The following is a 23,522-nucleotide window of genomic DNA, read 5'->3' as shown; positions in this document are numbered from 1 at the left end:
TGCCGATTTTTAAAAGATATCTGCGCTTGTCAGTTTCCAGGTAGGGGGAAAACCAGCATGTCGGCGGCATTCCATCCCATTTTCACGGCGCTGCCGGGCATGGCCTGGATTACGCCTTTGCAACTGCGGTTCTGGGATGCGACAGTGAAGTCTCCGCAGGCGGATTGAAGGAAAACCATGCTTTTCTCTCCGGTGAAAATCACTTCGGACACCCGCCCATCAAGCAGGCCGGTATAGCCGTTGATATGTGATCCCTCCGGTACCAGTTCAATTTTTTCCGGCCTCAGCACCACCAGAACTGGATCTCCCACCTCGATGTCCGGGTTGTCCCTGACCAGGCAGGCCTCTTCGCGGCCTTCGATGCGTATCAGCGCGCAGCCATTCTCGCGTCCGATCATGTTCCCTGACATGCGATTGGTTTTACCGATGAATTCGGCCACAAAAAGCGTTGCCGGTCTGCCATAAATTGCCTGCGGGGTATCGAATTGCTCGACTCGCCCGTTATTCATCACGGCAATCCGGTCGGCCATGGCCATGGCCTCGTGCTGGTCATGCGTCACGAAAATCGTGGTAATCCGCAGGCGCCGCTGCAATTGCCGCAATTCGATCTGCATGGATTCGCGCAGCTTGGCATCCAGAGCGCTGAACGGCTCGTCGAGCAATAATGCGGTCGGGTTGGTGACAATGGCGCGCGCCAGCGCGATGCGTTGTTGCTGGCCGCCGGAAAGTTGGGCAGGAAACCGTTCGGCGAGATGACGCATCTGTACCAGGTCAAGCGCGCCCTCGACCTGAGGCGCTATCTGCCGCTTGGGTGTGCCGTGCATCTTCAAGCCGAATGCAACGTTCTGCCATACGGTCAAGTGAGGAAACAAGGCATAGCTTTGAAACACCATGCCCAGATCGCGTTTATGGATAGCTTGTTTCAAGACCGAGGCATCATCGATACGAATGTCTCCGGCCGAGGGCGTTACCAAGCCGGCTATGCTCCTGAGCACGGTTGTCTTGCCACAGCCGGATGGCCCCAGCAAGGCAACGAATTCGCCAGGCTGCACCTCGAGATTCATATCCGACACAACCGTTTGCGATTGGTAGGATTTTTCCAGCCCGATAATGGCCAGATGCCCCCTGTGCCGCGGTGACTCATGCAGGTTCCGATCAGTCATTTTCATGCCTGGCTTTCTCTGGACGCGAACATCATATTGCCGACCCCGAAAATACGTTCCAGAAGCAGCAGCGCAACAATCACTATGAAAATCTGGACTGTTGAAATGGCCGCTACGGCGGGATCGTAGTTGTAAATGAGATAACTCAAGAGCATGACCGGCAGTGTTGTCGTATCTGTATTCGTCAGCAGCAACGCGACAGCCACCTCGTCGAAGGACATCAGAAATGCGAAGATGGCTCCCGCCAAAATTCCTGGCCGGATCAAAGGCAGGGTTACGTACCAGAAGGTTCGCAATGGCCCCGCGCCGTGTACCGCCGCGGCATATTCGATTTCTTGATTGGCATTGACATAAACGCCAAAAACGGTGCGCATGACATAAGGCACGATGATTACAGTATGTCCCGCCACCAGCGCCGCGAAGGAACTATCCATGCCGATTTTTGGCACAAAAAACAATAGCCCGGTGGCTAGAATAATGGTGGGCAGGCTCAGTGGCGAGAGCAGGAACATCTGGATTTCGCGCAGGCCGCGCATGGGATGGCGCACCATTACTATGGCGGCGGGTACGGCAAGGATTACCGCAAGGAACGTCGAGGCGCAGCCAAGCCGGAAACTGTTCCACAGGGGCAATAGAAACTGCGGATCGGACAATACCTTGTTGAACCAGCGCAAAGACAAGGCAGGCGGAGGGAATGTGACGAAATCGCCGGGGGTGAGCGCCACGGCCACTACAATCAGGACGGGAACCAGCAGAAAGAACACCATGGCGGCGATATAGGCTTTGAGCAGGATGCTGAAATGGCTCATGGCCGGGCCTCGTGCGCCGTGTGCCGCAAACGCGCCTGCAGCCATAAAAGGGCAAGTACAACCGCCAGAAGAATAATTCCGAGCGCGGCCGCCGTCGGCCAATCCGATGCCACCGTCAGACGCTGGTAAATGAGCAGCGGCAGTACCATTGTGGAATTTTTACCAAGCAGCATTACGGTAACGAAGCTGCCTATGGTCAGTGTGAATGTCAGGATGGAACCCGTGATGATGCCCTCCGTGCAGAGCGGCAGCATGACGTGGTAGAACACCCGCGCGCGATGCGCGCCCAGCACCTGGGCCGCTTCTTCGATACTTGCGTCCAGCGTTTCGATGGTGCTTGCAATCGCCAGCACCATGAAGGGCAAAAGGACGTGGACGAGTGCGATCGTGATGCCCGTCCAACTGTACATGAGGTCGATGCCGGGCAGCCCCAGGCCGTGCAAAACGGCATTGATCACGCCGTTGCTGCCCAGTATCACCATCCATCCGAAAGAACGGACGACCACGCTGACAAGCAGCGGGGCCACCAACACGAAGACCAATGCGGCCTTCCAGCCCCCCCTAGCCCGTGCGATGGCATAGGCCAGGGGATACCCCGTAATCAGGCATATGGCAACGACGACGACGCCCAGCATGAGTGTTTGTCCGAGTACTCGCAGATAGTACGGGTCGCTGGCGACTTTTATATAGTAGGCGGCGGTCAGCGTCCCGCTATCGGGCGTCTTCAGGCTCTGCTGAAAATTGATCAGCAACGGGCCGACAAAAAAAACCAGCAGGAACAGCACGGCGGGCGCCAGCAAAACAAGTGGCTTCCACTTGAAGGCGGGCCACATGCTTGCTTGCCCGGAAAAGACGGTGTTCGATACTTTCCGACTTTGGGCCATTGCCGTTCATCCATAATAATGAGGGTTGTGGCTTATTGAATCTCTTTGTTCCAGCGTTCGACCCAGCCGGGAATTTTGTCAATGATTTCGGAATAGGGAGGAATAATGACGCGGTCGGCCGACGTCACCTTGTTCTTGATGTCGGGTGGGTAGACCACGGTCTTGTTTGTAATTCCGTATAGGATGGTTTCGGCATGGCCAAGCTGTCCTTTGGGTGAGAGGGCGCAGTTGAGGTAATCCCAGGCGATATCCGGCGAGTTTTTCACCTTTGAAATCAATACGGATCCTGCAATGGTGTTGGGCTGGGGTATATAGAAACCGGCCCATGGATTGCCTTTGTCGATGAAGCTGTGTGCGCGCCCATCCCAATATAGGACAATGTCGGCGGTCTTGGTTCCAAAGAGATTCAGGGCTTCGACGGGCGTATTCCAGAATTTGACGATATAAGGCTGCATGGCCTTGATTTTCTGGAATGCGGTGTCGATACTGCCCCCATATTGTTGAGCGACAAACCAGATGAATTCAGGTCCCCAGGTGTACGTGCCCGATGGCCAGGCTATTTTTTTGCCATACTTGCCTGCAATGATTCCTTCGATGAGATCCTTCCAGGAGGCGGGGGGATTCTTGATCGCTTCCTTGTTGTACATGACACCCATGGCGCCAAAATTCAGGACGACCGAATAATCATTCCAGGGTTTGTGAAAGGAGTCGGGGATGTCTTTCAGATAAGGCACTTTGGCCTGCGTGATTTTATCGAGCAGCCCTTCGCGGCCGGCGCGAAAACTGTCTGCCTCGGCCAGCGTGATCACATCGATCGGCGGCTTGGATGGATTGGCGCGGATTTTATTCAACCATGCCGCCGATTCGCCCGTCAGCACGTCGACCTTGACGCCGGTCTTCTTTTCAAAACACGAAACAAAATTCTTTTTGACGGAATCGGCCCAGATCCCGCCATAAGCCGTGGCGACTATCTTGTCGGGTTTGTTCTTCGCATTGACAGTTGGTACGGTTAGCGTCAGGCCGGCCAATAGGACGGCTCCCAATATGCCTGAAGAAGCTCTTGAAATTGCTCGCATGTGTTTTCCTTTGGTGATGGGCGTTATCACTCGACGCAGCGCTTTCGGAGCCGCGTAAATGATAAGGTTTGGTGTTTTTGTTGTATCGCATATCGATATGTAAATATCGATATGCTATATCCATACTACCTTTTTGAGATAGCTTGTCAAGGATTTTGTGTACGGCCGCCGACTTGCGCCGACGCTGAAACACATTGCTTGTCTGAACGATTTTGCAGTTCATCGAATTGCTGGATGCAAGGCGCGTTGACGAACTGCAAATCCTTTATTCCCGCGTTCGGGTTTTCCCGGAAATGATGCGGAATGTCTCAACCGCTGGGAAATGCAGTTGCGTTACATGCCCGGGTCTATCGCTACATGGATGGAAAGCTTCTATCGTTTGGCCGATATATCTGCAACGATGCATCGCGGTATGCGACGCCGAAGGAGCTCTCATGAAGTTGTCCATCCCTGCCGCGGCGGGCGCTTTTGCCGCTGGCCTGCTGTCGCTGACGGCCCACGCGGCAACCTTTGTCTATGTTTCCAACGCGGGCGATGGGAATATTTCAGTCTACAGACTGAATGCCGGCAATGGCGCTTTGCAAGCACTGGGCACGGCTCCAGCCGGAATGGCCGCAATGCCCATGGCCATCAGCCCCGATCGTCGCTATCTTTATGCTTCGATCCGGTCCAAGCCCTATTCGGTCATTTCCTATCTGATCGATTCGAAAACCGGAGCCTTGACTCAGCTTGGCAAGTCGGCATTGCCCGATAGCATGGCGTATGTGTCGACCGACAGAAACGGCCGTTACCTGTTCAGCGCCTCGTACGGGGGTGATGTGATTGCGGTGAATCCGATTGGGCCGCAAGGAGTGGTCCAGGGAGAAAGCCTGCAGATTATTAAAACAGGGCCTCATGCCCATTCGATTCTGCCGGACTTGAGCAACCGGTTTGTCTACGTAGCCAATCTTGGGGCAGACAAGGTGCTGCAGTTTTCCTTCGATGAAAAAACCGGGAGGCTTGAGCCCATAGGCCCGGGATACGTGCGAACGCAGCAAGGATCCGGCCCGCGGCATCCGGCGCTATCGCCCAATGGCCGTTTCCTTTATGAAATAAGCGAGTTGATGGGCATAGTCACGACGTATCGTATCGATCCGTCGAGCGGAGCATTGACGCAGGTGAGTTCGATATCAGGGCTGGACCCGAAGTTGAAATTGCCCAATGGATTGACGGGCCCGACGCCGGCCGGCGATACCACCTCTCGTATTTGGGCCGCCGACATGCATATCACGCCCGACGGCCGCTTTGTGTATGTGTCCGAGCGCACCAGCAGTACGATTTCCGCTTTTTCCGCCGACCCGCTGACCGGCAAGCTCGATTACCTGTCCACTACCAAGGTAGAGAAGCAGCCGCGTGGTTTCAATATCGATCCGCGCGGCAACTATATGGTGGTTTCCGGGGAAAAATCGAACAAGGTCGGGGTGTATGCCATCGACCGGAAAACCGGCGGCCTGAACCTGCTAGGACAATACCCGGGCGGCAAGGGCGCCAACTGGGTTGAGATCGTGGAGTACAACTGATCCGGTATGTGGCTTGCCCGGATGCCGCGATCATCTCAGCAAGTAGCTTTCCAGAATGCCCATGACAAATTCGGCGTATTGGGTCACATTGACGGCCTGGTTGCGATATTTGCGCCGCTTCAGGTACCAGTCCTGCATCATGGCCTTGATGACAGAAGAAAGCAGGCGTGCATCGATGGGTTTGAAAGCCTGCGCGGCAACGCCTTGCTCAATGATGTCGAAAATAATATTTTCGATTTCAAGTTCGATCGCGATGGCTTCTTTTTTTTCTTTGGCGGGCAGGCTTTTGGCTTCCATGAATGAAAAGCTGAACCACGCCAGCATAAGTTCGCTGAGGTATAAATGGGTTTTGATTGCCGCAAATAATTTGTCCCGGGCGGCATCGATGCCTTGTGTGTAGGCCAGCATGGTGCGCCGGGTCAGGATGAACCCGTGACTCTGGATCAGATGGATCAGATCGTCCTTGTTCTTGATGTAGGCATACAGGCCGCCAATGCTGAAGCCCGAGTCGGCGCACAGGTCTCGCAGCGACATGGCGTGAAAGCCGTTTGAACTGGCCAGCCGCAAGGTCGATTCAATAATGCGGGCCAGGTTCTTGACCGCTACATATTCCTTTTTAATGCGAATGCGATCCTTGTTTTTACGGTACAGCTCGCGATAGATTTCATCTTTGGAAAGACTCAGTTCGATCTTGAACGATTCAAAATCAGAAATCATGTTTGTCCACTTCTTGTTCGGCGGTAAAAGACAGCCTGTTTGCCCGCGGCCCTGGCTGGCGCTTCCGCTTCATGCGCGAACCACTATGCCATTTGTCAGAACGGGGATAATGGAACAGGTATCCAGGGCGGCGGAATGCTCAATATCGGCCTGCATGCCGCGATCGAGCATGCGCAGCCCGACTTTTGACGACAGCAGTATATCGAGCGGATCGTTTTGCCGAGCCAGACGCATGGCTGCAATGGCCGAATCGCTCAGTGCTATTCGACTCTTTCCTCCCAGTTCGAAAAGCAGGCTGACGAAGTAGCCGGCGGCAAAGAAATCTTCCAGCGAAAAGGTGCCGCGCGAGCCTGCGCATACGAGCAGTATGGTTTCTGTCTGGAAGTGCCGCAGCAAGTGGTCTACCACCGCGCGGGCATTGAGCAGGGCGCCGATGTATACATGCCGGCATGCCTGCGCCTTGCACAATGCGACGGTGCCATTGGTTGTGGAGTAAATAAGATCCTTGCCGGCAAGCAGTGAAGCGCGCATTGCCAGAGGGTTGTAGGCATGAAATCCGGAAAGCGTGTCGGCGTGATATTCGCCGGCAAGGACGAAGCCCTCCGGTTCGCGCACACCGGCCAGCTGCCTGGCCTGGGCCTCGTCCAATGCGGGTACGACCGATCGGGCGCCCTGTTGCAACGCTGTGACAATGGTGCTGGTGGCAAAGATGATATCCAGCACAATGGCCACCTTGCCCGGCGCCCGCTGCGGATCGAGATCGTCTTTGCGGGCAATCACATTTATTTTTTGCACACTATGGTCCTGTTTATGCCGACAGGTCCTGGCCTGTTTGGCTGACTTGGTCCCTGAGCAGGTTCTTGCGGATTTTCCCGGTCGATGTCTTAGGCAGTTCGCCAAAGACAACCCTTTTGGGTACCTTGAATGAGGCCATGCCGGCGCGGCAGAATTCGATGATGTCCTGTTCGTTTACGGCGCCGGCATTTTCTTTCAGGCAGACAAAGGCGCAGGGGACTTCGCCCCAGTGCGGATCGGCCTGCGCAACCACAGCCGCCTCGTACACCATAGGGTGCCGATACAGCACTTCTTCGATTTCCTGGCTGGAAATGTTTTCACCGCCGGAAATAATAATGTCCTTGCTCCGGTCCTTGACTTCAACATAGCCGTCTGGGTGCATCACCGCCAGATCGCCGGTATGGAACCAACCGTTTTTAAAGGCCTCCTGTGTGCTCTTTGCGTTTTTCAGATAGCCTTTCATCAGGGTATTGCCCTTGAGCACGATTTCGCCCAATGTTTTTCCATCGGCAGGCACGGCAATACCCTCGGCAAGGTGCAGGACCTGCACTTCGTCGATCGCGAAATTGGCGACGCCCTGGCGCGCCATTTTCTGAGCAAGCTTGTCGGGCGCCAGGCCTTCCCAGTCGTCCTGCCATACGCACAGGGTTGACGGCCCATAGGTTTCGGTGAGCCCGTACAGATGGGTAATGCTGAATCCGATTTTCTGTGCGCGCTGAATCACCGGGCTGGGCGGCGCGGCGCCGCCCAGCCCGAACTGGACCGGGTTGGCGAACACCGTGCCTCGTTTGTCGAAGTCGCTGAGCAGCAGGTTCAATACCACCGGCGCGCCGCACAGATGCGTGACCCGATGCTGCTCAATATGCGCCAGTACTGTTTCAGCCTGGATTTTTCGCAGACAGACATGCGTGCCGCCGACAGCCGTGATCGCCCAGGGATATCCCCAGCCGTTGCAATGAAACATGGGCAGGGTCCATAAATACACCGTATCGGGATTCATATTGAAAGCCATGGCATTGCTCATGGCTGCCAGATAGGCGCCCCGATGGTGGTACACAACTCCTTTTGGATTGCCTGTGGTGCCCGACGTATAGTTAAGCGATATGGCATTCCATTCGTTATCGACTTTTTGCCAGGAGTATTCGGGGTCGCCTGCCTCAATCATGTCTTCATAGGTCAGCGCGGCAAACCCTGGAGCCGATTTGGCAACGCGTTCGATGCTGGCGAGCAAAGGGGGATTTTCCAGGCCCTTTACAACTTCGGCAACCAGGGCTTCGAATTCAGTATCGTAAAACAGCAGGCGCGCTTCGCCATGCCCGAGAATAAAACGCAGCGTTGCCGCATCGAGCCGGGTATTCAGGGCATTGAGCACTGCGCCGGCCATGGGCACGGAATAGTGGCTTTCCAGGAGCTCGTGGCTGTTGAAACACAGCACTGCCACGGTATCGCCGGCCTTGATGCCGATTTCCTGCAAAGTGCATGCCATGCGACGGCAGCGCTGGTGGAGTTGAAGATAGCTGAGGCGGGTGTCATCGTCTATGACCGCCGTCTTTTCAGGGAATATCTGGGCCGCGCGTTTCAGGAAGCTGATGGGGGTGAGCGCCGAATAGTTCGCCGGACATTGATCGAGGCCGTGCTCATATTTGTTTTCCATGTCTGTCTACCCTTGGTTGCCTGAAAGATATTTCGGGTTGCTGATGGCCAGCTTTGCTGTGGTGAGATCCGTAAGCAGCTCGTGCAGCGGTTCCTGTGCGGCCGGCCCGATGCGGCGTTCTTTGATCAGCGCGGCCAGGGTTTCTTCGGTGGCGGCCCTATGCGGATCCGCGGCAATGCTTTGTAGGAAAACGCGTATCCGCTTGGTGCTCTCCTGCTCCGCCGCGTCCCGCTGTGCCAGTTCGCGTGCGGCAATGGCCATTGCATTGGCTATCATGCGTGTTTCATAGACTTTTTCGGGCGGCAGCAGTGGCAGCAGTTCATCCAGCAGGGTGCGCCGCGCTACATGCAGCAGTTCGGGGCCGTGCGGCAGGTTAATCATGGCTTTTCCCAATTTCATGGATCTGGGCGAGCAGATCGGATTCGATCTCGGGCAGCATGCGTCCGGTCAGCGCAAGTTCAAGCGAGGACTGCTCCCCTGATAAATGGCGTTGCGCCTGCTGCAGGGCGATAATCGCCCAGCGGGTCATCGCCATGATTTCCCAATACAGGACTTTGCCGGTATCGACAGGCTTTCCCGAAAGGCTCGAGTAGCCCTCGAACAGTTCATTTTTGTGGCCCACGCCCCCTACTTGCCGATCATTGACTCCGAATCGCCAGCTTTTCGAGCAGAGCCATCCCAGGTCTTCGTAAGGGTCGCTCCAGGCGGCAAATTCCCAGTCGAGGATTGCGGTCAGCTGTCCATTTTCCGTCATATAGTTGCCGGTACGAAAGTCGCCGTGGCACAAGACGAGCTCGCTGCCGCCCGGGACGTGATCCTGCAGGTAATTAAGCGACCACTCCAGGACGGGATGCGGCTCGGGTATGGAGCCCAGCGCCTGACGATAGGTCTGGATGCGGTGAAGGGCGGGGCTCGCCTGGGGTATGGGCAGAAAATCAAGGCTGGGATGAGGTGGCCTGACTTGATGCAGGCGGGCCAGTTCGACACCCAGTTGCACGGTGAGGGTGTGTGCCTGCGCTTCGTTGAGTGCTCCCCGTAGCAATTGGCGCGGCGAGGCCGAGCCACGAGCCCGGCTCATGATGCAGAATGCCTCGCCGACCAGGGATTCATCTTCGCATAGCCACAAGGGCTGCGGAACGGTTACTCCAGCCCGGTATGCGGCGGCCAGCACATGAAACTCTTGCGGACGACTCAGGCTGGCCGCTATGCGCGACGGGGCGTCGCTGCGCACTACCAGTTCTTTGCGCCCGGGGCTCCGGCCGCCGGCGAGATCTACCGTCAGGGCATAATTGTTTTGTATTGCGCCGCCCGACAAGCGGAAAAACTCGAGCACGCCCACCTTGTCGGCGTGAGTCTGGAGCCTGACAAACTGCGCAAGGGCCTTGGCGGTGTCTTCGAGCTCCATGCCTTATCCCCAGTGCCAGAAATCGCCACCCTCGGCCAGCAGGTTTTTGGACAACACCATTTTGTGGACTTCCGATGCACCATCCACCAGCCGAGCCTGGCGGGCGTACCGGTATATCCATTCGAGAGGCGTATCTTTGGAATAACCCCGGGCGCCGCACAATTGAATGGCGGTATCCACCGATTTGTGCAAGGTTTCCGACACAATGACTTTAGCCATGGAGACTTCCTTGCGGGCAAAATCGCCCTGATCCAGCTTCCAGGCCGCGTGCATGGTCAGCAGACGGCCGATCTGGACATTCATGGCTGCTTCGCCCAGCAACCATTGCACGCCTTCGCGGTCGGCCAGCCTGACGCCGAACGATTCCCGCTGCGATACATATTCGCCGGCGATTTCGAGAGCCCGCTTGGAAAGGCCGAGCCAGCGCATGCAGTGCGTCAGGCGCGCGGTACCCAGGCGTATCTGCGTCAATTTCAGGCCGTCGCCGATTTCCATCAAACGGTTTTCATCGGGAATGCGCAGGCCATCGAAGCGCAATTCGCAATGACCGCCGTGTTCCTCGGGCCCCATGATGGGAATGCGGCGCACCACTTCCCAGCCAGGATCGTCTTTGTGAAACATGAAGGCCGTCAAGCCTTTGCGGCTATCGTCGGACGTGCGGGCGATAAGAATGAAATGCGCCGCGACTCCGGCCCCTGTGATGAAATGCTTGGTTCCGTTGACCACCCAGTGGTCGCCCTTGCGTTCGGCGCGAGTCTGCATCATGGACGGGTCGGACCCGCAGCCGGGAGCGGGCTCTGTCATGGCGAACGATGAACGCACCTGGCCATCGATGATCGGTTGCAGCCAGCGGTCTTTTTGCGCCTGGGTGGCGATCTTGTTCAGTATGATCATATTGCCGTCGTCGGGCGCCGCGGAATTGAACACTACCGGCCCGAAAATCGAACGATTCATTTCTTCGTAGCAGGCCGCCATGTCTGTCACTTGCAGGCCTTGGCCGCCGCGGTCGCGCGGCATCTGCAGACACCACAAGCCGTGCTGTTTTGCCTTGCTTCTTAACGTTTGCAGCAAGGCTTCATCAATGTTCTCGTGTTCATCGTATGACCCGGGGGTCTTTTCCAGCGGGATAAGTTCGCTGTCGACAAATTCCCTGATGCGCTTGCGATAGGCTTCGCCTACATCTGAAAGTGTGAAGTCCATAGTGTTGTATTCCTTATAGAGTGGACTGCAGATGGCCGCCATCCACGACAATCGAGCTGCCCGTCATGTAGGCCGAGGCGTCGGAAGCCAGCAACAGCAATGCGCCATCCAGGTCGGAGGCATTCCCCAGCCGGCGCTGGGGAATGCGCTTGATCAGGGCCTGCCCGGGCTCTGAAGCAAAAAAGTCGCGGTTAAGGTTTGTTTCGATATAGCCGGGCGCCAAGGCATTGACACGGATACCGTAGCGAGCCCACTCCAGCGCCAGGGCCTTGGTCATTTGCTCGAGGCCGGCTTTCGAAACCGTGTAGGGAAGCACATGGCCGGCCACCCGGTGCCCGAGGATGGAAGAGATATGAATGATGGAACCAGGCTGCCCCGCGTCAATCAACCGCCGGGCGGCTTCCTTGCTGACCATCCAGCAGCCTTTTAGGTTGACATCGAGCACCTGGCCCCATTCCTCGGTGGAAAGAGAAAGCGCATTTTTGTTGGCGGTGACCCCGGCCGTACACACGGCAATATTGATCAGGCCGCAAAGCGCCTGTGCCTGTTCGAAGCCGGACCGGATACTGGATTCATCGGTGACGTCGATAGACACTGCATGAGCCTCTATCCCGAATTCTTTCAGCCCGCGTGCCAATTGATTCAGCGGCTCTTGCCGCCGCCCCGCCAGTATCACCTTGGCTCCCGCGCGGCCGAGGGTTTGGGCGAAATGCGCTCCCAAGCCACCTGCCGCTCCTGTGACCAATGCGACTTTTCCAGCCAGGCTGAACTTGTCAGGCATTGATGTCTCCTTTTTGCTGCTTTGATTTGTTTGCTGTCTGAAAAGAATTATAGAACGATCGTTCGATTTTTTCAATAGACGAGGCGTATTCGCAGTTGGCCCCTGGCATGCGGTACCCATGCTCAAAGTCGCCGGGCGGCGCCTTTTGCCGTGATGCCGAGGATCGCATCTTTGAAATTGCATGGACGTGCGGTGGATTCTATATATCATTATTTAATAACGATATGCTCATTCATTCGTTCTCAATAGGGTTCCCTACCGTTAAGCTGACATTAACTAATTACTCTGCATAGGGGTTCGCCCTATGCCTTTGCCAGAAGCAGCCATGCAAAAAATCCATGTGATCCACGAAAATGACGCCTGGGTCGAACCTTTACGCAGCGCATTTGCGGAACTCGACCTGCCTTACGAAGAATGGTTTCTCAGCGAGGGCCTGCTGGATCTGTCCAGCGCTCCGCCGCAAGGCGTGTTCTACAACCGCATGAGTGCGTCTTCGCATACTCGCGATCATCGTTATGCGCCGGAATATACGGCGGGCGTATTGGCGTGGCTTGAATCGCATGGCCGTCGTGTGATCAACAATAGCCGCGCGTTGCAGCTTGAGGTCAGCAAAATCGCCCAATATGCGGCGCTGTCGAATTTCGGCATCCGCACGCCATATACCATCGCCGCGGTGGGGCGCGACAACATTGTTGCGGCAGCCAAAAAAATGAATGGCGCCTTCATTACCAAACATAATCGGGCTGGAAAAGGCCTGGGCGTGCATTTGTTTCATACGGTTGAGGCACTGGAAAGCCATGTCGACAGCGCGGAGTTCGAAGATTCCGTCGATGGCATTACCCTGATTCAAGAATACATCCGTGCCCCTGAACCCTATATCACCCGTGTCGAATTTGTCGGCGGGCAATTCATGTATGCGGTGCGTGTCGATACCTCGCTTGGATTCGAGCTTTGTCCCGCCGATGTTTGCCAGGTAGGCGATGCATTCTGTCCGGTCGGAGAAACGGCACCCGTGGCCGCCGCGCCGCGCTTCCAGATCATCAAGCAATTCAATGACCCGATCATCGATCGCTACAGCCGTTTCATTGCCAATAATGGCATAGGCATTGCAGGCATAGAGTTCATCACGGATGCGCGTGGCGAGATCTACACCTACGACGTCAACACCAATACCAATTACAACAGCGATGCCGAAGCTCAAGCCGGCCTGTTCGGCATGCGTACGATTGCCCGGTATCTGGGAGAAGAATTGGGCAAACTGAATGGAACTCGTCAGGTGCTGTCGGCTGTGGCCTGATTCTTGCCTGATTCAATAGTCGGCCGCGTTGTGTGCCAGGCGGCGACAGCGCAGGCGATTTGAATCGAGCCACCCAACAGCATGGCGAAGTGCAGCCCGGCGACCGGCGTTCCGGCGCTGGCAAACAGGGCGCCCAGGATGGCTACTCCCAGTGTGGCCCCCGCAATTCTGGCGACATTGATCAATGCCGAAGCGGTGCCCGATCGTGCCGCGGAAACGGCGCCCATCGCCATTCCCATCAGCGGCCCGGTGGCCAATCCCATGCCGGCGCCCGCCAGTAGCAGGCCCGACTCGGCGTAGGCCAGAGATGTCCATTCGGCGGTGACGCCCAGGACCAGTAGCCCGCATCCAATCATCGCGACGCCGCCGCAAGCAAGTAGGCGCATGCCTGTTTTTTCGGCAAGCCTGCCAGTAAAAGGCGACATAAGCAGGAAGACCAGAGCCATGGGCATCAGTGCGAGTCCCGCCTGCGTGGCACTAAAAGTGCCCTGGGTTTGCCAGATCAATGGCAGCAGAAACAGGACGCCATACATGCCGAAAGTCATACCCGCGGTGGCGACGATCGCGCCGCGAAACGCGGGCGCGCGAAACATGTCCAACGGAACCATCGCTGTGGCGCCTTTGGCTGTTTCGACCCGGATGAACAGCAGGAGCGACAGGATTGCAATGGCTAGCGCTCCCAGGGCCGCGGTACGGTCGTGATTGGTTTCGATGGCTGCGATGGCGAGACCGCCCAGAGCCAACGCTCCAAGCACTTGGGCCGCCAGATCGAAGTGGCGTTTTTCAGGATCGGACGATTCGGGAATGGCCGGTATGGCCAGTGCCAAGGCGAGCAGGCCGACAGGAACGGCCAGGAAGAAAATGCTGCGCCATCCGAACCATTTGATCGACAGGCCGCCGAGAGTCGGCGCAATGGCAAATGCCAGGCCATTGCAGGCGGCCCAGATCCCCAGAGCCCGGTCACGTTGCTTGCTGTCGGGCCAGACCACTCGCAGGATGGCCAGAGAGGCCGGAGTCATCAGCGCCGCCCCTGCTCCGGCAAGAGTGCGGCCGGCGATCAGCAAGGCAAGGTTTGACGACAAGCCGCACAGAAGCGAGGCTGCCGTGAAAATCGCAATGCCGGTCATGAAGACCCGCTTTCGGCCATACAGATCGGCGAGCAATCCTCCAGTCAGGAGCAAAATAGCGTAAACCAGGTTGTAGCTGTCGACGACCCACTGCATGGCCGCAACGCTTGCCTTGAAATACGTGGCGATAGGGCCCACCGCGAGATTGACGACAGCCGTGTCGATCTGGGCGATCAGCACGGCCATGCATAGTGCTGCGAGAGCCAGCTCCCCGCGATTGTTCAAATGAGCCTTTGGAACGGGCGAGTAAATCGATTTCGAATATGTTTTCCTGTGTTTCATGGCAGCCGTTTATGTCCAGAGGATTGAGTCCTACAGTAACCGGATGCCGCGCTTGAATGCTTCGTTGCGCATCGAAGCATGTACGCCTGTTCGGGCGTAAGATTTAAAGCTCTTCCCGGAGGATCGAAAATGAATTCCCTGCCCAGTATTTCCTCGGTAGCCTTCCTGATTGCCGACCCGACCCGGGCGGCCATGCTGCTGGCCCTGCTGGACGGGTGCGCCCGGCCGGCGGGCGAGTTGGCGTATGCCGCGGGAATTACCGCCCAAACTGCCAGTGCGCATTTGTCCAAGATGCTGGAAGGCGGCCTGCTTTTGTGCGAGCAAGAAGGGCGGCACCGTTACTATCGGCTGGCGGGCTCGCATGTGGCCCAGGCACTTGAAAGTCTGGCGGTGATCAGGCCTTCGATTCGGCGCAAACCCCTGAGCCTGCTTGCCAAAGACCTGCATATGGCCCGTTGTTGTTATGACCACCTGGCCGGCCAGTTAGGGGTGGCTGTGACGCAGGCCTTGGTCCTGCGCGGCTTTCTCATTCCCGCGGAGGAAAAGCGCTATGACGTGACCTCCGCCGGTGCGAGGTGGTTTGAGGCAATGGGAATTGATATGCCGGCGATCAAGCCCACTCGGCGGGGGATTGCCCGGCAATGCCTGGACTGGACGGAGCGTTCCCATCATCTGGCGGGACCGCTGGGTGTTCAATTCATGGCGACCTTGTGCGCGTCAGGGTGGCTGCGGCGTTCGAAATCGTCTCGCCTGATTCGGGTGACGCCGCAAGGATGGGCCGGTTTCAAGGAACAGCTTGGCATAGACTCGCAGTCTGTGGCTTGTTCATCTCCTACCTGATCTGGCTGGTGCCGCACGCCGGCTCAGTATGAAAAATCGGCCGCCGGCGCCAGGGTTTGTATCCACCACACAAGCGCGGCGATGGCCAGCCCCAGCAGAGTTGCACCCAGCCGCACAAGCCACGAGTCGCGCGCGCCCGGAAGGCATGCCTGATGTTCGGCATTGACGGGCGCGTTGCCGTGAATCATGGGGCCCATCAAGTTCTTGCCTTGCCGCCGGTACCAGGCGATGGCGCCGACATGCAGGCTGACCAGGGCTATCATGAGCCATTGATTCATGTCATGCAGCTCGGTCAGGGTGTTGGACCAGGCGTCGCTTAAATACGCGAGCGGCCCGGTGGTCATGACGTCGTCATTGGCAAACAGGCCGCTGAAGGCCTGGAAGCCGAATACAGCGAGCAGGGTCACCACCGAGAGCGCGCCCAGGGGGTTGTGGCCGGCTATGTGCGGTGTTTTGCCCTGCAAGTAGCTCAGGATATAGCGGGGGCCGTGGATGAATTGGGTGAATCGGGCATAACGGGGGCCGCAAAAACCCCAGATAACTCGAAACAGGATCAGGCCGAGGATGCACAGGCCGAAGCGCACATGCCAGTCCATCCATAGGCCACCGAGCTTGACCGTGATAAAAGAGCCGATAACGCACAACACCAGGGCCCAGTGGAACAGGCGGGTAGGAAGATCCCAGACGCGAATCATTGCGGTATGTTTGCTCGTGGACATTCGAATTGATCCCGTCGGCGATGCCGGCTGATGTCAGTGCAAGTGAGTCTTGTTGGAGCGTTTCAGCAAATCCATCAGACAGGCCTTCAGGCCGGAGGAAAAGATCGGCACAAATTGCAGGCGGCCGGTTTCATCAATAATGGATTTTATTTCTATGGACTGCTGAGTAAAAGCCTGAGTTCCCCGGGCGTTTTTCTGGTAGGCCTGCAATAGCTTGTTGGCGGCGGCCTGTGCCTGAAATTGCCGGATTTCGGGGGTGTCGGTTTTTGTCGCGTAATGGGTTACCAAACGCTCCATATCGTCGAGAAACAGGCTCAGTGCAAAATCGCCACGGCATTCGGGGCGTTCATAGCCCCATTGGGGTGTTGTCATGTCGGGCCTAATTAATGGTGTGCGATGCCTGCTGTGTTTGCATGTCGAGAATAAGCTGTTCGAGGTGGGGTGATGTGTGCAAAGCGAGCACCGGTGTCGAACTGGCATCGGAATCGTCGCGTTCCAGGTGCAGGGTAATGCTTTGTCCTTCGAAGGCGGCAGGATTGGCCTGAATTTGCACATACTGGTTCAACAGGCGATCGACGGCTTTTTGGGCTTCGAAAAGTTGAGTCGACAGTGTTGAGGCCGAATGCAGTTCGAATTGCTGTTCGATGGTTTTGGCCAAATCCCAGCTAAAAAACATCAGGGCCTTTTGGCCGAAGCAGTCAGGGTGCAAGAAGCCCCAAGTTTGGTTGGCTGCAGAAGTCAAAATCGTTCTTTAAATAAAAAAGTAAGGGTCTGGAAACTACGACAAGGCCGGATCTGGAGGCGGCCCGGCTTACTGTCTGCCTTGCCTGATGGTTTTGCCATCGTAAACGTAGATATCGATTTTATCCGGCTTTTGGCTGTTGGGTGTGGCAAGCGTGAATTTATGGCCTTTTACCGATACTTTGATCTGGCTCGAGCAGGAACCGAATTCCGCCGACATTTTATATCCGCCCTTGCGCACTGTTATCCATCGGTACACGATGGGGCATATGCTGTTGCCGCTATTAATGGAAACCAGCGCTGCCAGGGCCTTGGGCATGGCGAATGCATAGGGAATATTGAGCAAGCCTTCGATTTTCGGCTGCAGTTCGACGTTATCGAGCATAAGCCGCGATTCATAGATGTAGTCGCTGGCTTTGATGCTGAGCGTGCCATAGGGCGTAGGCAGGGTAAGCCGGGAAGGGGCAATCGGCCAATCGGCCGGTGTTGCCCAGCTGGATCCGCATGCCAGGGAAAGCACGGCGATGTTCAGGAGCCGAGAGAAGGTCACAAGGTAATGACGCATGGCATGCTGTTTATGCTGAAATATTACGTCGATAAACGAGCACTTTGTTACAAATGCCTGGAAAAAAAATACAAAAGGTGTAACTGCTATTACATTTCATTTTTTGCTTTTTAGCAAGGTGAGCCGGCTCGGCCGGTTGGCGGAGACCCCTCTGTCTGCCGCGGAGGAACCTGGCCATTTGGCTGAGCCTGCGCGGAAAGCCTCAAAGCGTGCTCGCCATCAAATAGACCAACACGACAAACAGCAGGGAAAAGTACACTGCAATGCCGATGACAACGCTTTTGAGGGCATTTTTTAGCTGTTGCGGCAATGGCAGGGACCGACCCTGGCGATGACTGATCCAGTACCAGGAGCCGGCCATGGCCAAAAGGCTAACTAAGAATATTCCAGCTTTCATGCCTTATTTTAGCCACCCACCGGTTTTTCCGGAGGAACGAGCGCTGCCGTTCAACCGGGGTGAGTCATTTTTTGTATGTCCTGGGCTTCATATCCCAGGCTTTCCATGATTTCGCGTGTGTGCTCGCCTATGCGTGCAATGGGCGTGCGCGGCTGCAGGCGCTCGCCGTCGAGCGAAATGGGTAGCAGGGGCATGTCGGTGACGGAGCCATCTTCGAGCTCCTGTTTGCCAAGCCCGCCGCTGGCAATCAGGTGAGGGTCGTCGAAGAGCTGTTCGGGCCGGGTTATGGCAGCGAAAGGTATGTTTTTTTGCTCGAATTCCTGCGCCAGTCGAACGCCGTCGAACTGTTTCAGCGTGGCGCGCAGTTCGGGGATGAGCCAGTCGCGCGCAAGGACGCGATCGTTATTGCTGGCGAGCCGGGCATCGGCATGCAGATCGGGGCGGCCGACGATTTCACATAAGGTCTTCCATTGGGCATCGCCCGTGGCGGCGATAAACATCTGTTCGCCGCCGGCCAGCTCGAAGGTGTCGTATATACCCCATGCGCTGATGCGTTCGGGCATGGGGGCGGCGGCCTGACCTGTCACTATGTATTGCTGCATATGCTGGGCCGAAAGCAGCACGCAGTTTTCAAACAGTGCGCTCTGGACTTCTTTGCCCATGCGGGTATTGTTGCGCTGGAACAAGGCCGCCAGGACTCCCAGCGCACCGAACATGCCGCCCATGATGTCGTTGACTGAACTGCCCGCCCGCAGGGGGCGTCCGACCGGCCCCGTCATATAGGCCAGGCCGGCCATCATCTGTACGACTTCATCTAGCGCCAGGCGTTTTTCGTACGGACCGCTCAGGAAACCTTTGTGCGATGCGTAAATCAAGCCAGGGTTATCGAGCTTGAGCGTGGCGTAATCCAGGCCGAGTGCGGCCATGCGCCCCGGTTTGAAGTTCTCCACAAAGACATCCGCGGTATGGATGAGTTTGCGCAGCGCCTCGAGTTGCTGCGGTTTGTTCACATCCAGGGCAACGCTTTTCTTGTTGCGGTTGAAAGTGCGGAAGAAGCCTGCCCCCGCCCCGAGCAAGGTGCGGGTGCGGTCGCCTTGCGGCGGCTCGACTTTGATGACTTCGGCGCCCAAGTCGCCCAGAATCATGCCGCAAGTCGGGCCCATGACCATATGCGTCATTTCGACGACGCGGATCCCCGCCAGCGGGAGAGCGGGAGTTGATGTGGGTTGCGGATGAGTCATGGCTTATTGGACTGGCGACAGGAGATAGGTTTCGGGAATGCCGGCGCGCGCGATAAATCCGTACAGCGGCTCGTTGGGCAGGCCTTCCTGGAGAATATGCCGGCTGGCTATCAGTTTCGCCAGATCTACTCCGGTGGCGTAGCCCATGCTTTCCAGCATGAACACCAGGTCTTCCGTGACCACGTTGCCGGTAGCGCCCGGCGCATGAGGGCAGCCCCCCAGGCCGGCCAGCGAGGCGTCGAATTCCCGGATGCCGTGTTCCAGCGCAACCAGGGTATTGGGCAGGCCCATGCCGCGGGTATCGTGAAAATGCATGGATGTGAATTTCGGCCCGGCAATTTCTTTTACGTCTTCTATGACTTGTCCGACCTGCAGGGGGGTGGCATGGCCGGTCGTGTCTGCCAGGGCTATGACATCGGCACCGGCATCCAGGCATTTCCTGACTATGTCGCACACTGCGCGCACGGTTACAACGCCTTGCAGAGTACAGCCGAACACCGTCGACAAGCCGGCGATCAGTTTTACCGAGCTGTTTTCTCGATCGAGGCATGTGCGTATTCTGGAGAATTCAGCCACCATGTCGTCGGGCGTGCGGCGCACATTGGCCAGGCTGTGGGCCATGCTGACCGAGATCGGCGCAACGATGCGGTCCGCTCCGGCCGCGACGGCATTCACGGCCCCTTTTTCATTGGGCACCAGCGCGGTGACGGCCAGGTCGGCATAGCGCTTGGCATAGGCGACGACCATGGCGGCGTCGGCCATCTGCGGCAGCAGTTTGGGTGGCACGAACGAAGCGATTTCCATGTGTCGTATGCCCGATTGATAGGCGGCATCGATCCACCGGATCTTGTTTTCGGTCGACATGGTTTGGGCCACGCTTTGCAGGCCGTCGCGCAATCCGACCTCCTGGACAATGACCCGAGGGTTTGCTTGAATCATGATGGACTCTATCAATAAGTGGTGCGTGGATTCGAGTCTATAGAAATACGCGGCGCGGCATAATGGCTTGTCCGCGATGGCATCCATCGCGGATGGCGATGGCGCGCGCTCAGGACTCCGGCGGCAGGCGCTCCAGCAGATGATCGAGCAGGCGCTGCGCCGGAATGGACAGGCTGTCGGTCCGGCGCCTGCAGATGATGAAACGCCGAGTGGCCCAGGCGTCCTCCAGCGGGAGCACGCGCAATCCATAGATATGGCTGTAGCGCACCACGGCTTCCAGGGGCAGCACCGCTACGGCCAGGCCGGCCTGGACGAAACGGCAGGCGGCGTCGAAGGTGGTGATGTGAGTCCGATAGCGCAGTTCAACGCCTTTTTCGGCGGCAATGCGGGACATCAGGACATTGATGGCGGCATTGGGCGAAAAGCCGATCTGATCGTAGTGTATGGATTCTTCGAATAACAAAGAGCTTCTGCCGGCCAATGGATGCGTATCGTGGACGACCAGGGCGAAGTGATCTGTCCGGTAGGGAATCGTGAGCAGCTCCCCGGTGGAAATAAAATCGCGGCAAATGCCGATGTCGGCGCTGCCATCCATTACACCGCGCGCCACTTCCGGGCTGATCCGTTCTTCGAGATCGACCCGGATATGCTCGTATTTCTTGAAGAAGGACGTGAGTTCCTCCGGCACGAACTCGGTAATCGAGGAGACGTTGGCAAGCAGCCTCACATGGCCTTTTACGCCACAGGCGTACTCGCTGAGTTCGCTGTGCAGCTTGTTCATGTTGCCGATCAGGTTTCGGGCATGCCGCAACAGGACTAGACCCGCCGCCGTGGGAACGACGCCTTTCTGGCTTCGGGACAACAAGGAGGTGCCTATGGATTTTTCTATATCGGCGATACGCTTGCTGATCGCCGCCGAAGACATGATTTCACGCTCGGCGGCCTGGGCAATGCTGCCTTCTTCGCAAACGGCAATAAACAAGTAAAGCGAGGTCGGATCGACTTTCCACACGTTTGGATCTCCGTACTGCGGCGCCGGGTTTGGATGAATAGCAGTATAGGCGAGAGACGGAGATGTGGTCGACGGTGTGTAAGTGTTTTCCGGCCGACAGCCGCGCAATTTGTTTTGTTAATCGACTGCCTCGACATGCGCGGCCTTGAGCAGATCCGCACTGACTTTTATATCGTTCTGGATGGTGGCCAGCGCGTCGGCCGAACTGCTGCCGGTCGGGACAAAGCCTTGCACGGCAAACTGCTTTTTCACGTCCGGACGATTCAGGATTTCGTGAACCTTGCTTTGCAGCAGCTGGGTAATGGCCGCAGGAAGCTTGGCAGGTCCAAACAGTGCGATCCACGGATCGTAGTCATAGCCGTCCAACCCCGATTCATTCAGGGTAGGTACTTCGGGGAGCGTCGAGGAACGTTTCAGGGTTGTGACGGCCAGGGCGTGCAGCGTGCCCGCCTTGACTTGCGACAATATCGAAGGCGTTCCCAGAAAGGCGAAATCGATTTGACCGGACATCAGGTCGGTAATAAGCGGGTTGCCGCCCTTATAGGGAATATGCACGACGTCGATATTGGCTTTGGACGTGAAAAGCAGTGCGGCCAGGTGCAGGGCCGTACCCGTACCGGCCGAGCCGTAGTTGATTTTACCGGGGTGCGCCTTGGCGGCGGCGATGAGCTGGCCTACCGTCTTGTATGGCGAATTCTTGGGTACCACCAGTACAAGCGGTGTGGTGCCGATGATCGTGATGGGAGTGATGTCTTTGATTGAGTCGTAGGGCAGGTGTTTGTGCAGGCTGGGATTGACGGCGTGGTTGGACGAAATCATGCCTATGGTGTAGCCGTTGGGGGCGGCGATGACCACCTCGCGGGTACCGGTAATATTGGAGGCTCCGGCCTTGTTTTCCACAACAAAGGACTGCTTCAGCTCAGTGCTCAGGGCGGGCGTAAAGGTGCGCGCAACGAGATCCAGTGTGGAGCCGGGCGAGCTCGGCACGATGAGGTGAACTGGATGATCGGGATACGAGTTTGCCGCGTGGCTGGCGGTTCCAAGGGCGATACAGCCGAGTCCAAGGACTGCCTTTAAAAAATGGCGTGTGATGTGACGCATGGAACTGTCTCCGTGATAATTATTGGTGTATGGTTCAGGAGCTAGTCTAGCGGGATCATCGTGGGTTCATAAGTACATCTTGGTTATGGACTCCATCGCGATTTGCGATGGCACTGCGGTGCTTCGAGGCTTTGGCGTTTGCTGTTCACGTATCCTTCACCGGGTTTGGAACAGGAGAAAATACTGAAAGCAAAGGCCAGTCATTGAACCTCATGACTGGCCTGGCCGGAGGGTCTTTTTCAAGACTTGGTGCTGCTTAATAAATAGGGGTGCGGTTAAGGGACAGGAGTATTTCGTTCAGGGCTTGTGCCGTATTGCTGTCCTGGTTTACGGTTTTCAGCGAGGTGTCAAGCGAAGCTTCCAGCGCCGAACTGGTGGGTGCGCGCTGCGATTCCGGCAGGTCGTTAAGGTGTTCGGTAAATTTTGCCGCAAATTCTTCAACCAGGCCGGTCAGATCGGCGAAAGCGACTTGGCCGCTCTCATATTGAGCGGCAAGTCTGAGCGCGTAGGCCGAGTATTTTTCTACGATTTCGTTCATGATGTGATCCTCCTGGATCGATGTCGAGCGGGTCTGTTGACGGCTCGTGGTTCTAGGCAGGTTCAGGGCTTGTGATGGCAGTCCTGTGCGGTATTGACCCTTGATCGATAACGGGCTTGGAACGGTGCCGGGGAGCGGTCGGCTGTGTGCAGCGTGCGGCGAAGTGGTCGGGAACAGGTTGTGGTCCTTGCTCCTGCAGGACAAACCCAGTTTATATGGAGTTTTCTATTTGTTTATATGAGAATTTTGTCTTTGTTTATACGTTTTTTTTACTGCTTTGGCCGGGGGCTCGCGGAGTCCAGATCGATTGCCCGGCGCGCTTAGAATAGCAAACAATTCGCGACAAAAATGTGACAAATTGAACCTCATGGGAGGCCGGATTCCTAACCTGAAGGAGTAGCCGGCAACGGCTTTATTTATTTCGTCCGTGTCGTTTGCAGCTTCCTTTTTAGCGTCAACAGACCCTGGCGTATTTTCGGTTCTAGCGGTTTATGGGGCTGGACGCGTTTCAGTGACTTTTGTTTTGGGCTGTTTTTAGGCTTGAGGTGTGAATTTGAGCTGCCTATACCGGCTGGGGCGATGACTTTGGATTGTGCGTTGCTGTGCGGGCGGTTCGTTCTATAAAGACGCCGCAGGGTGGGCGGTGCTGTGCAGTCCGGCACGTCCAGCGGTCGAGGTGC

At 56.7% G+C, this 23,522-nt stretch carries 24 protein-coding genes; 3 read left to right on the top strand and 21 right to left on the bottom strand.

Going from position 1 to position 23,522, the window contains the following annotated elements:
• Positions 1-29: 29 nt before the first annotated feature.
• Genes ACYVIS_RS16010 through ACYVIS_RS15995 form a run of 4 tightly spaced genes read right to left on the bottom strand, consistent with a single transcriptional unit; the run spans position 30 to position 3,932 of the window.
• Positions 30-1,163, bottom strand: coding sequence for an ABC transporter ATP-binding protein (locus tag ACYVIS_RS16010; RefSeq protein ID WP_460874418.1), 1,134 nt, complete (start codon positions 1,161-1,163; stop codon positions 30-32).
• A 2-nt stretch (positions 1,164-1,165) separates the two neighbouring features.
• A complete protein-coding gene (locus ACYVIS_RS16005; protein WP_232742749.1) occupies positions 1,166-1,972 on the bottom strand; it encodes an ABC transporter permease in 807 nt (268 codons plus the stop codon).
• On the bottom strand, positions 1,969-2,856 hold the full coding sequence (locus tag ACYVIS_RS16000; protein ID WP_460874417.1) for an ABC transporter permease: 888 nt from the start codon (positions 2,854-2,856) through the stop codon (positions 1,969-1,971). The genes ACYVIS_RS16005 and ACYVIS_RS16000 overlap by 4 nt, the downstream gene beginning before the upstream one ends.
• Positions 2,857-2,888: 32 nt before the next feature.
• Positions 2,889-3,932: an extracellular solute-binding protein gene (locus tag ACYVIS_RS15995; protein WP_232742751.1), complete on the bottom strand. Its 1,044-nt coding sequence runs from the start codon at positions 3,930-3,932 to the stop codon at positions 2,889-2,891.
• Between the two features lie 434 nt (positions 3,933-4,366).
• Here ACYVIS_RS15995 and ACYVIS_RS15990 point away from each other — a divergent pair, with 434 nt between their 5' ends.
• Entirely contained in the window at positions 4,367-5,491 is a 1,125-nt protein-coding gene (locus tag ACYVIS_RS15990; RefSeq protein ID WP_460874416.1) for a lactonase family protein, read from the top strand.
• A gap of 30 nt (positions 5,492-5,521) precedes the next feature.
• On the opposite strand, the gene ACYVIS_RS15985 is transcribed toward ACYVIS_RS15990, so the two are convergent.
• From ACYVIS_RS15985 to ACYVIS_RS15955, 7 genes are all read right to left on the bottom strand, one after another.
• Positions 5,522-6,208, bottom strand: a complete 687-nt coding sequence (locus tag ACYVIS_RS15985; RefSeq protein ID WP_460874415.1) for a TetR/AcrR family transcriptional regulator — start codon at positions 6,206-6,208, stop codon at positions 5,522-5,524.
• A 69-nt stretch (positions 6,209-6,277) separates the two neighbouring features.
• Entirely contained in the window at positions 6,278-7,003 is a 726-nt protein-coding gene (locus ACYVIS_RS15980) for a 2-phosphosulfolactate phosphatase (protein WP_232742754.1), read from the bottom strand.
• A gap of 13 nt (positions 7,004-7,016) precedes the next feature.
• Positions 7,017-8,657 (bottom strand): AMP-binding protein, encoded by a 1,641-nt coding sequence (locus ACYVIS_RS15975; protein WP_460874414.1) that lies wholly within the window; start codon positions 8,655-8,657, stop codon positions 7,017-7,019.
• 6 nt (positions 8,658-8,663) lie between these two features.
• A complete protein-coding gene (locus ACYVIS_RS15970; RefSeq protein WP_460874413.1) occupies positions 8,664-9,038 on the bottom strand; it encodes a DUF6285 domain-containing protein in 375 nt (124 codons plus the stop codon).
• A complete protein-coding gene (locus ACYVIS_RS15965) occupies positions 9,031-10,062 on the bottom strand; it encodes a phosphotransferase family protein (protein ID WP_232742757.1) in 1,032 nt (343 codons plus the stop codon). The genes ACYVIS_RS15970 and ACYVIS_RS15965 overlap by 8 nt, the downstream gene beginning before the upstream one ends.
• A gap of 3 nt (positions 10,063-10,065) precedes the next feature.
• Complete coding sequence (locus ACYVIS_RS15960) at positions 10,066-11,262, bottom strand: acyl-CoA dehydrogenase family protein (protein ID WP_232742758.1); 1,197 nt, start codon at positions 11,260-11,262, stop codon at positions 10,066-10,068.
• Between the two features lie 13 nt (positions 11,263-11,275).
• The gene (locus ACYVIS_RS15955) at positions 11,276-12,043 is read right to left on the bottom strand and encodes an SDR family NAD(P)-dependent oxidoreductase (RefSeq protein WP_460874412.1); all 768 of its coding nucleotides are present in this window, start codon (positions 12,041-12,043) and stop codon (positions 11,276-11,278) included.
• A gap of 304 nt (positions 12,044-12,347) precedes the next feature.
• Here ACYVIS_RS15955 and ACYVIS_RS15950 point away from each other — a divergent pair, with 304 nt between their 5' ends.
• Positions 12,348-13,340: an ATP-grasp domain-containing protein gene (locus tag ACYVIS_RS15950; protein ID WP_460874411.1), complete on the top strand. Its 993-nt coding sequence runs from the start codon at positions 12,348-12,350 to the stop codon at positions 13,338-13,340.
• On the opposite strand, the gene ACYVIS_RS15945 is transcribed toward ACYVIS_RS15950, so the two are convergent.
• On the bottom strand, positions 13,316-14,749 hold the full coding sequence (locus ACYVIS_RS15945; RefSeq protein ID WP_460874409.1) for an MFS transporter: 1,434 nt from the start codon (positions 14,747-14,749) through the stop codon (positions 13,316-13,318). The two genes, ACYVIS_RS15950 and ACYVIS_RS15945, sit on opposite strands and share 25 nt — an antisense overlap.
• A 129-nt stretch (positions 14,750-14,878) precedes the next feature.
• Here ACYVIS_RS15945 and ACYVIS_RS15940 point away from each other — a divergent pair, with 129 nt between their 5' ends.
• Positions 14,879-15,589: an ArsR/SmtB family transcription factor gene (locus ACYVIS_RS15940; RefSeq protein ID WP_460874408.1), complete on the top strand. Its 711-nt coding sequence runs from the start codon at positions 14,879-14,881 to the stop codon at positions 15,587-15,589.
• A gap of 23 nt (positions 15,590-15,612) precedes the next feature.
• Here the strand turns inward: ACYVIS_RS15940 and ACYVIS_RS15935 are convergent, their stop codons facing one another.
• The 9 genes from ACYVIS_RS15935 to ACYVIS_RS15895 form a co-directional block, all read right to left on the bottom strand.
• On the bottom strand, positions 15,613-16,308 hold the full coding sequence (locus ACYVIS_RS15935; protein ID WP_232742762.1) for a cytochrome b/b6 domain-containing protein: 696 nt from the start codon (positions 16,306-16,308) through the stop codon (positions 15,613-15,615).
• A 33-nt stretch (positions 16,309-16,341) separates the two neighbouring features.
• Positions 16,342-16,680: a hypothetical protein gene (locus ACYVIS_RS15930; RefSeq protein ID WP_232742763.1), complete on the bottom strand. Its 339-nt coding sequence runs from the start codon at positions 16,678-16,680 to the stop codon at positions 16,342-16,344.
• Between the two features lie 7 nt (positions 16,681-16,687).
• Entirely contained in the window at positions 16,688-16,984 is a 297-nt protein-coding gene (locus ACYVIS_RS15925) for a hypothetical protein (protein WP_232742764.1), read from the bottom strand.
• 135 nt (positions 16,985-17,119) lie between these two features.
• The gene (locus tag ACYVIS_RS15920; RefSeq protein WP_232742765.1) at positions 17,120-17,614 is read right to left on the bottom strand and encodes a hypothetical protein; all 495 of its coding nucleotides are present in this window, start codon (positions 17,612-17,614) and stop codon (positions 17,120-17,122) included.
• A 447-nt stretch (positions 17,615-18,061) separates the two neighbouring features.
• Positions 18,062-19,252, bottom strand: coding sequence for a CaiB/BaiF CoA transferase family protein (locus tag ACYVIS_RS15915; RefSeq protein ID WP_232742766.1), 1,191 nt, complete (start codon positions 19,250-19,252; stop codon positions 18,062-18,064).
• Positions 19,253-19,255: 3 nt separating this feature from the next.
• Entirely contained in the window at positions 19,256-20,191 is a 936-nt protein-coding gene (locus ACYVIS_RS15910; protein ID WP_232742767.1) for a hydroxymethylglutaryl-CoA lyase, read from the bottom strand.
• A gap of 109 nt (positions 20,192-20,300) precedes the next feature.
• On the bottom strand, positions 20,301-21,203 hold the full coding sequence (locus ACYVIS_RS15905; RefSeq protein ID WP_232742768.1) for a LysR family transcriptional regulator: 903 nt from the start codon (positions 21,201-21,203) through the stop codon (positions 20,301-20,303).
• A gap of 117 nt (positions 21,204-21,320) precedes the next feature.
• Positions 21,321-22,304, bottom strand: coding sequence for a Bug family tripartite tricarboxylate transporter substrate binding protein (locus tag ACYVIS_RS15900; RefSeq protein WP_232742769.1), 984 nt, complete (start codon positions 22,302-22,304; stop codon positions 21,321-21,323).
• A gap of 256 nt (positions 22,305-22,560) precedes the next feature.
• Complete coding sequence (locus ACYVIS_RS15895) at positions 22,561-22,842, bottom strand: hypothetical protein (RefSeq protein ID WP_232742770.1); 282 nt, start codon at positions 22,840-22,842, stop codon at positions 22,561-22,563.
• Positions 22,843-23,522 lie beyond the last annotated feature (680 nt).

It is taken from the genome of Paralcaligenes ginsengisoli (genome assembly GCF_054781135.1).
Note: the sequence above shows the minus strand (reverse complement) of the source record. Positions and strands in the feature narration are given on the sequence as shown.

Bases quoted from the DNA above. Each gene is read 5' to 3' on its own strand.
- ACYVIS_RS15935 (WP_232742762.1), bottom strand. From the start codon at position 16,308: ATGTCCACGAGCAAACATACCGCAATGATTCGCGTCTGGGATCTTCCT.
- ACYVIS_RS15920 (WP_232742765.1), bottom strand. From the start codon at position 17,614: ATGCGTCATTACCTTGTGACCTTCTCTCGGCTCCTGAACATCGCCGTG.
- ACYVIS_RS15945 (WP_460874409.1), bottom strand. From the start codon at position 14,749: ATGAAACACAGGAAAACATATTCGAAATCGATTTACTCGCCCGTTCCA.
- ACYVIS_RS15975 (WP_460874414.1), bottom strand. From the start codon at position 8,657: ATGGAAAACAAATATGAGCACGGCCTCGATCAATGTCCGGCGAACTAT.
- ACYVIS_RS16010 (WP_460874418.1), bottom strand. From the start codon at position 1,163: ATGACTGATCGGAACCTGCATGAGTCACCGCGGCACAGGGGGCATCTG.
- ACYVIS_RS15900 (WP_232742769.1), bottom strand. From the start codon at position 22,304: ATGCGTCACATCACACGCCATTTTTTAAAGGCAGTCCTTGGACTCGGC.
- ACYVIS_RS15915 (WP_232742766.1), bottom strand. From the start codon at position 19,252: ATGACTCATCCGCAACCCACATCAACTCCCGCTCTCCCGCTGGCGGGG.
- ACYVIS_RS16005 (WP_232742749.1), bottom strand. From the start codon at position 1,972: ATGAGCCATTTCAGCATCCTGCTCAAAGCCTATATCGCCGCCATGGTG.
- ACYVIS_RS15995 (WP_232742751.1), bottom strand. From the start codon at position 3,932: ATGCGAGCAATTTCAAGAGCTTCTTCAGGCATATTGGGAGCCGTCCTA.
- ACYVIS_RS15895 (WP_232742770.1), bottom strand. From the start codon at position 22,842: ATGAACGAAATCGTAGAAAAATACTCGGCCTACGCGCTCAGACTTGCC.
- ACYVIS_RS15970 (WP_460874413.1), bottom strand. From the start codon at position 9,038: ATGATTAACCTGCCGCACGGCCCCGAACTGCTGCATGTAGCGCGGCGC.
- ACYVIS_RS15910 (WP_232742767.1), bottom strand. From the start codon at position 20,191: ATGATTCAAGCAAACCCTCGGGTCATTGTCCAGGAGGTCGGATTGCGC.
- ACYVIS_RS15960 (WP_232742758.1), bottom strand. From the start codon at position 11,262: ATGGACTTCACACTTTCAGATGTAGGCGAAGCCTATCGCAAGCGCATC.
- ACYVIS_RS15930 (WP_232742763.1), bottom strand. From the start codon at position 16,680: ATGACAACACCCCAATGGGGCTATGAACGCCCCGAATGCCGTGGCGAT.
- ACYVIS_RS15925 (WP_232742764.1), bottom strand. From the start codon at position 16,984: ATGTTTTTTAGCTGGGATTTGGCCAAAACCATCGAACAGCAATTCGAA.
- ACYVIS_RS15940 (WP_460874408.1), top strand. From the start codon at position 14,879: ATGAATTCCCTGCCCAGTATTTCCTCGGTAGCCTTCCTGATTGCCGAC.
- ACYVIS_RS15990 (WP_460874416.1), top strand. From the start codon at position 4,367: ATGAAGTTGTCCATCCCTGCCGCGGCGGGCGCTTTTGCCGCTGGCCTG.
- ACYVIS_RS15985 (WP_460874415.1), bottom strand. From the start codon at position 6,208: ATGATTTCTGATTTTGAATCGTTCAAGATCGAACTGAGTCTTTCCAAA.
- ACYVIS_RS15955 (WP_460874412.1), bottom strand. From the start codon at position 12,043: ATGCCTGACAAGTTCAGCCTGGCTGGAAAAGTCGCATTGGTCACAGGA.
- ACYVIS_RS15965 (WP_232742757.1), bottom strand. From the start codon at position 10,062: ATGGAGCTCGAAGACACCGCCAAGGCCCTTGCGCAGTTTGTCAGGCTC.
- ACYVIS_RS15950 (WP_460874411.1), top strand. From the start codon at position 12,348: ATGCCTTTGCCAGAAGCAGCCATGCAAAAAATCCATGTGATCCACGAA.
- ACYVIS_RS16000 (WP_460874417.1), bottom strand. From the start codon at position 2,856: ATGGCCCAAAGTCGGAAAGTATCGAACACCGTCTTTTCCGGGCAAGCA.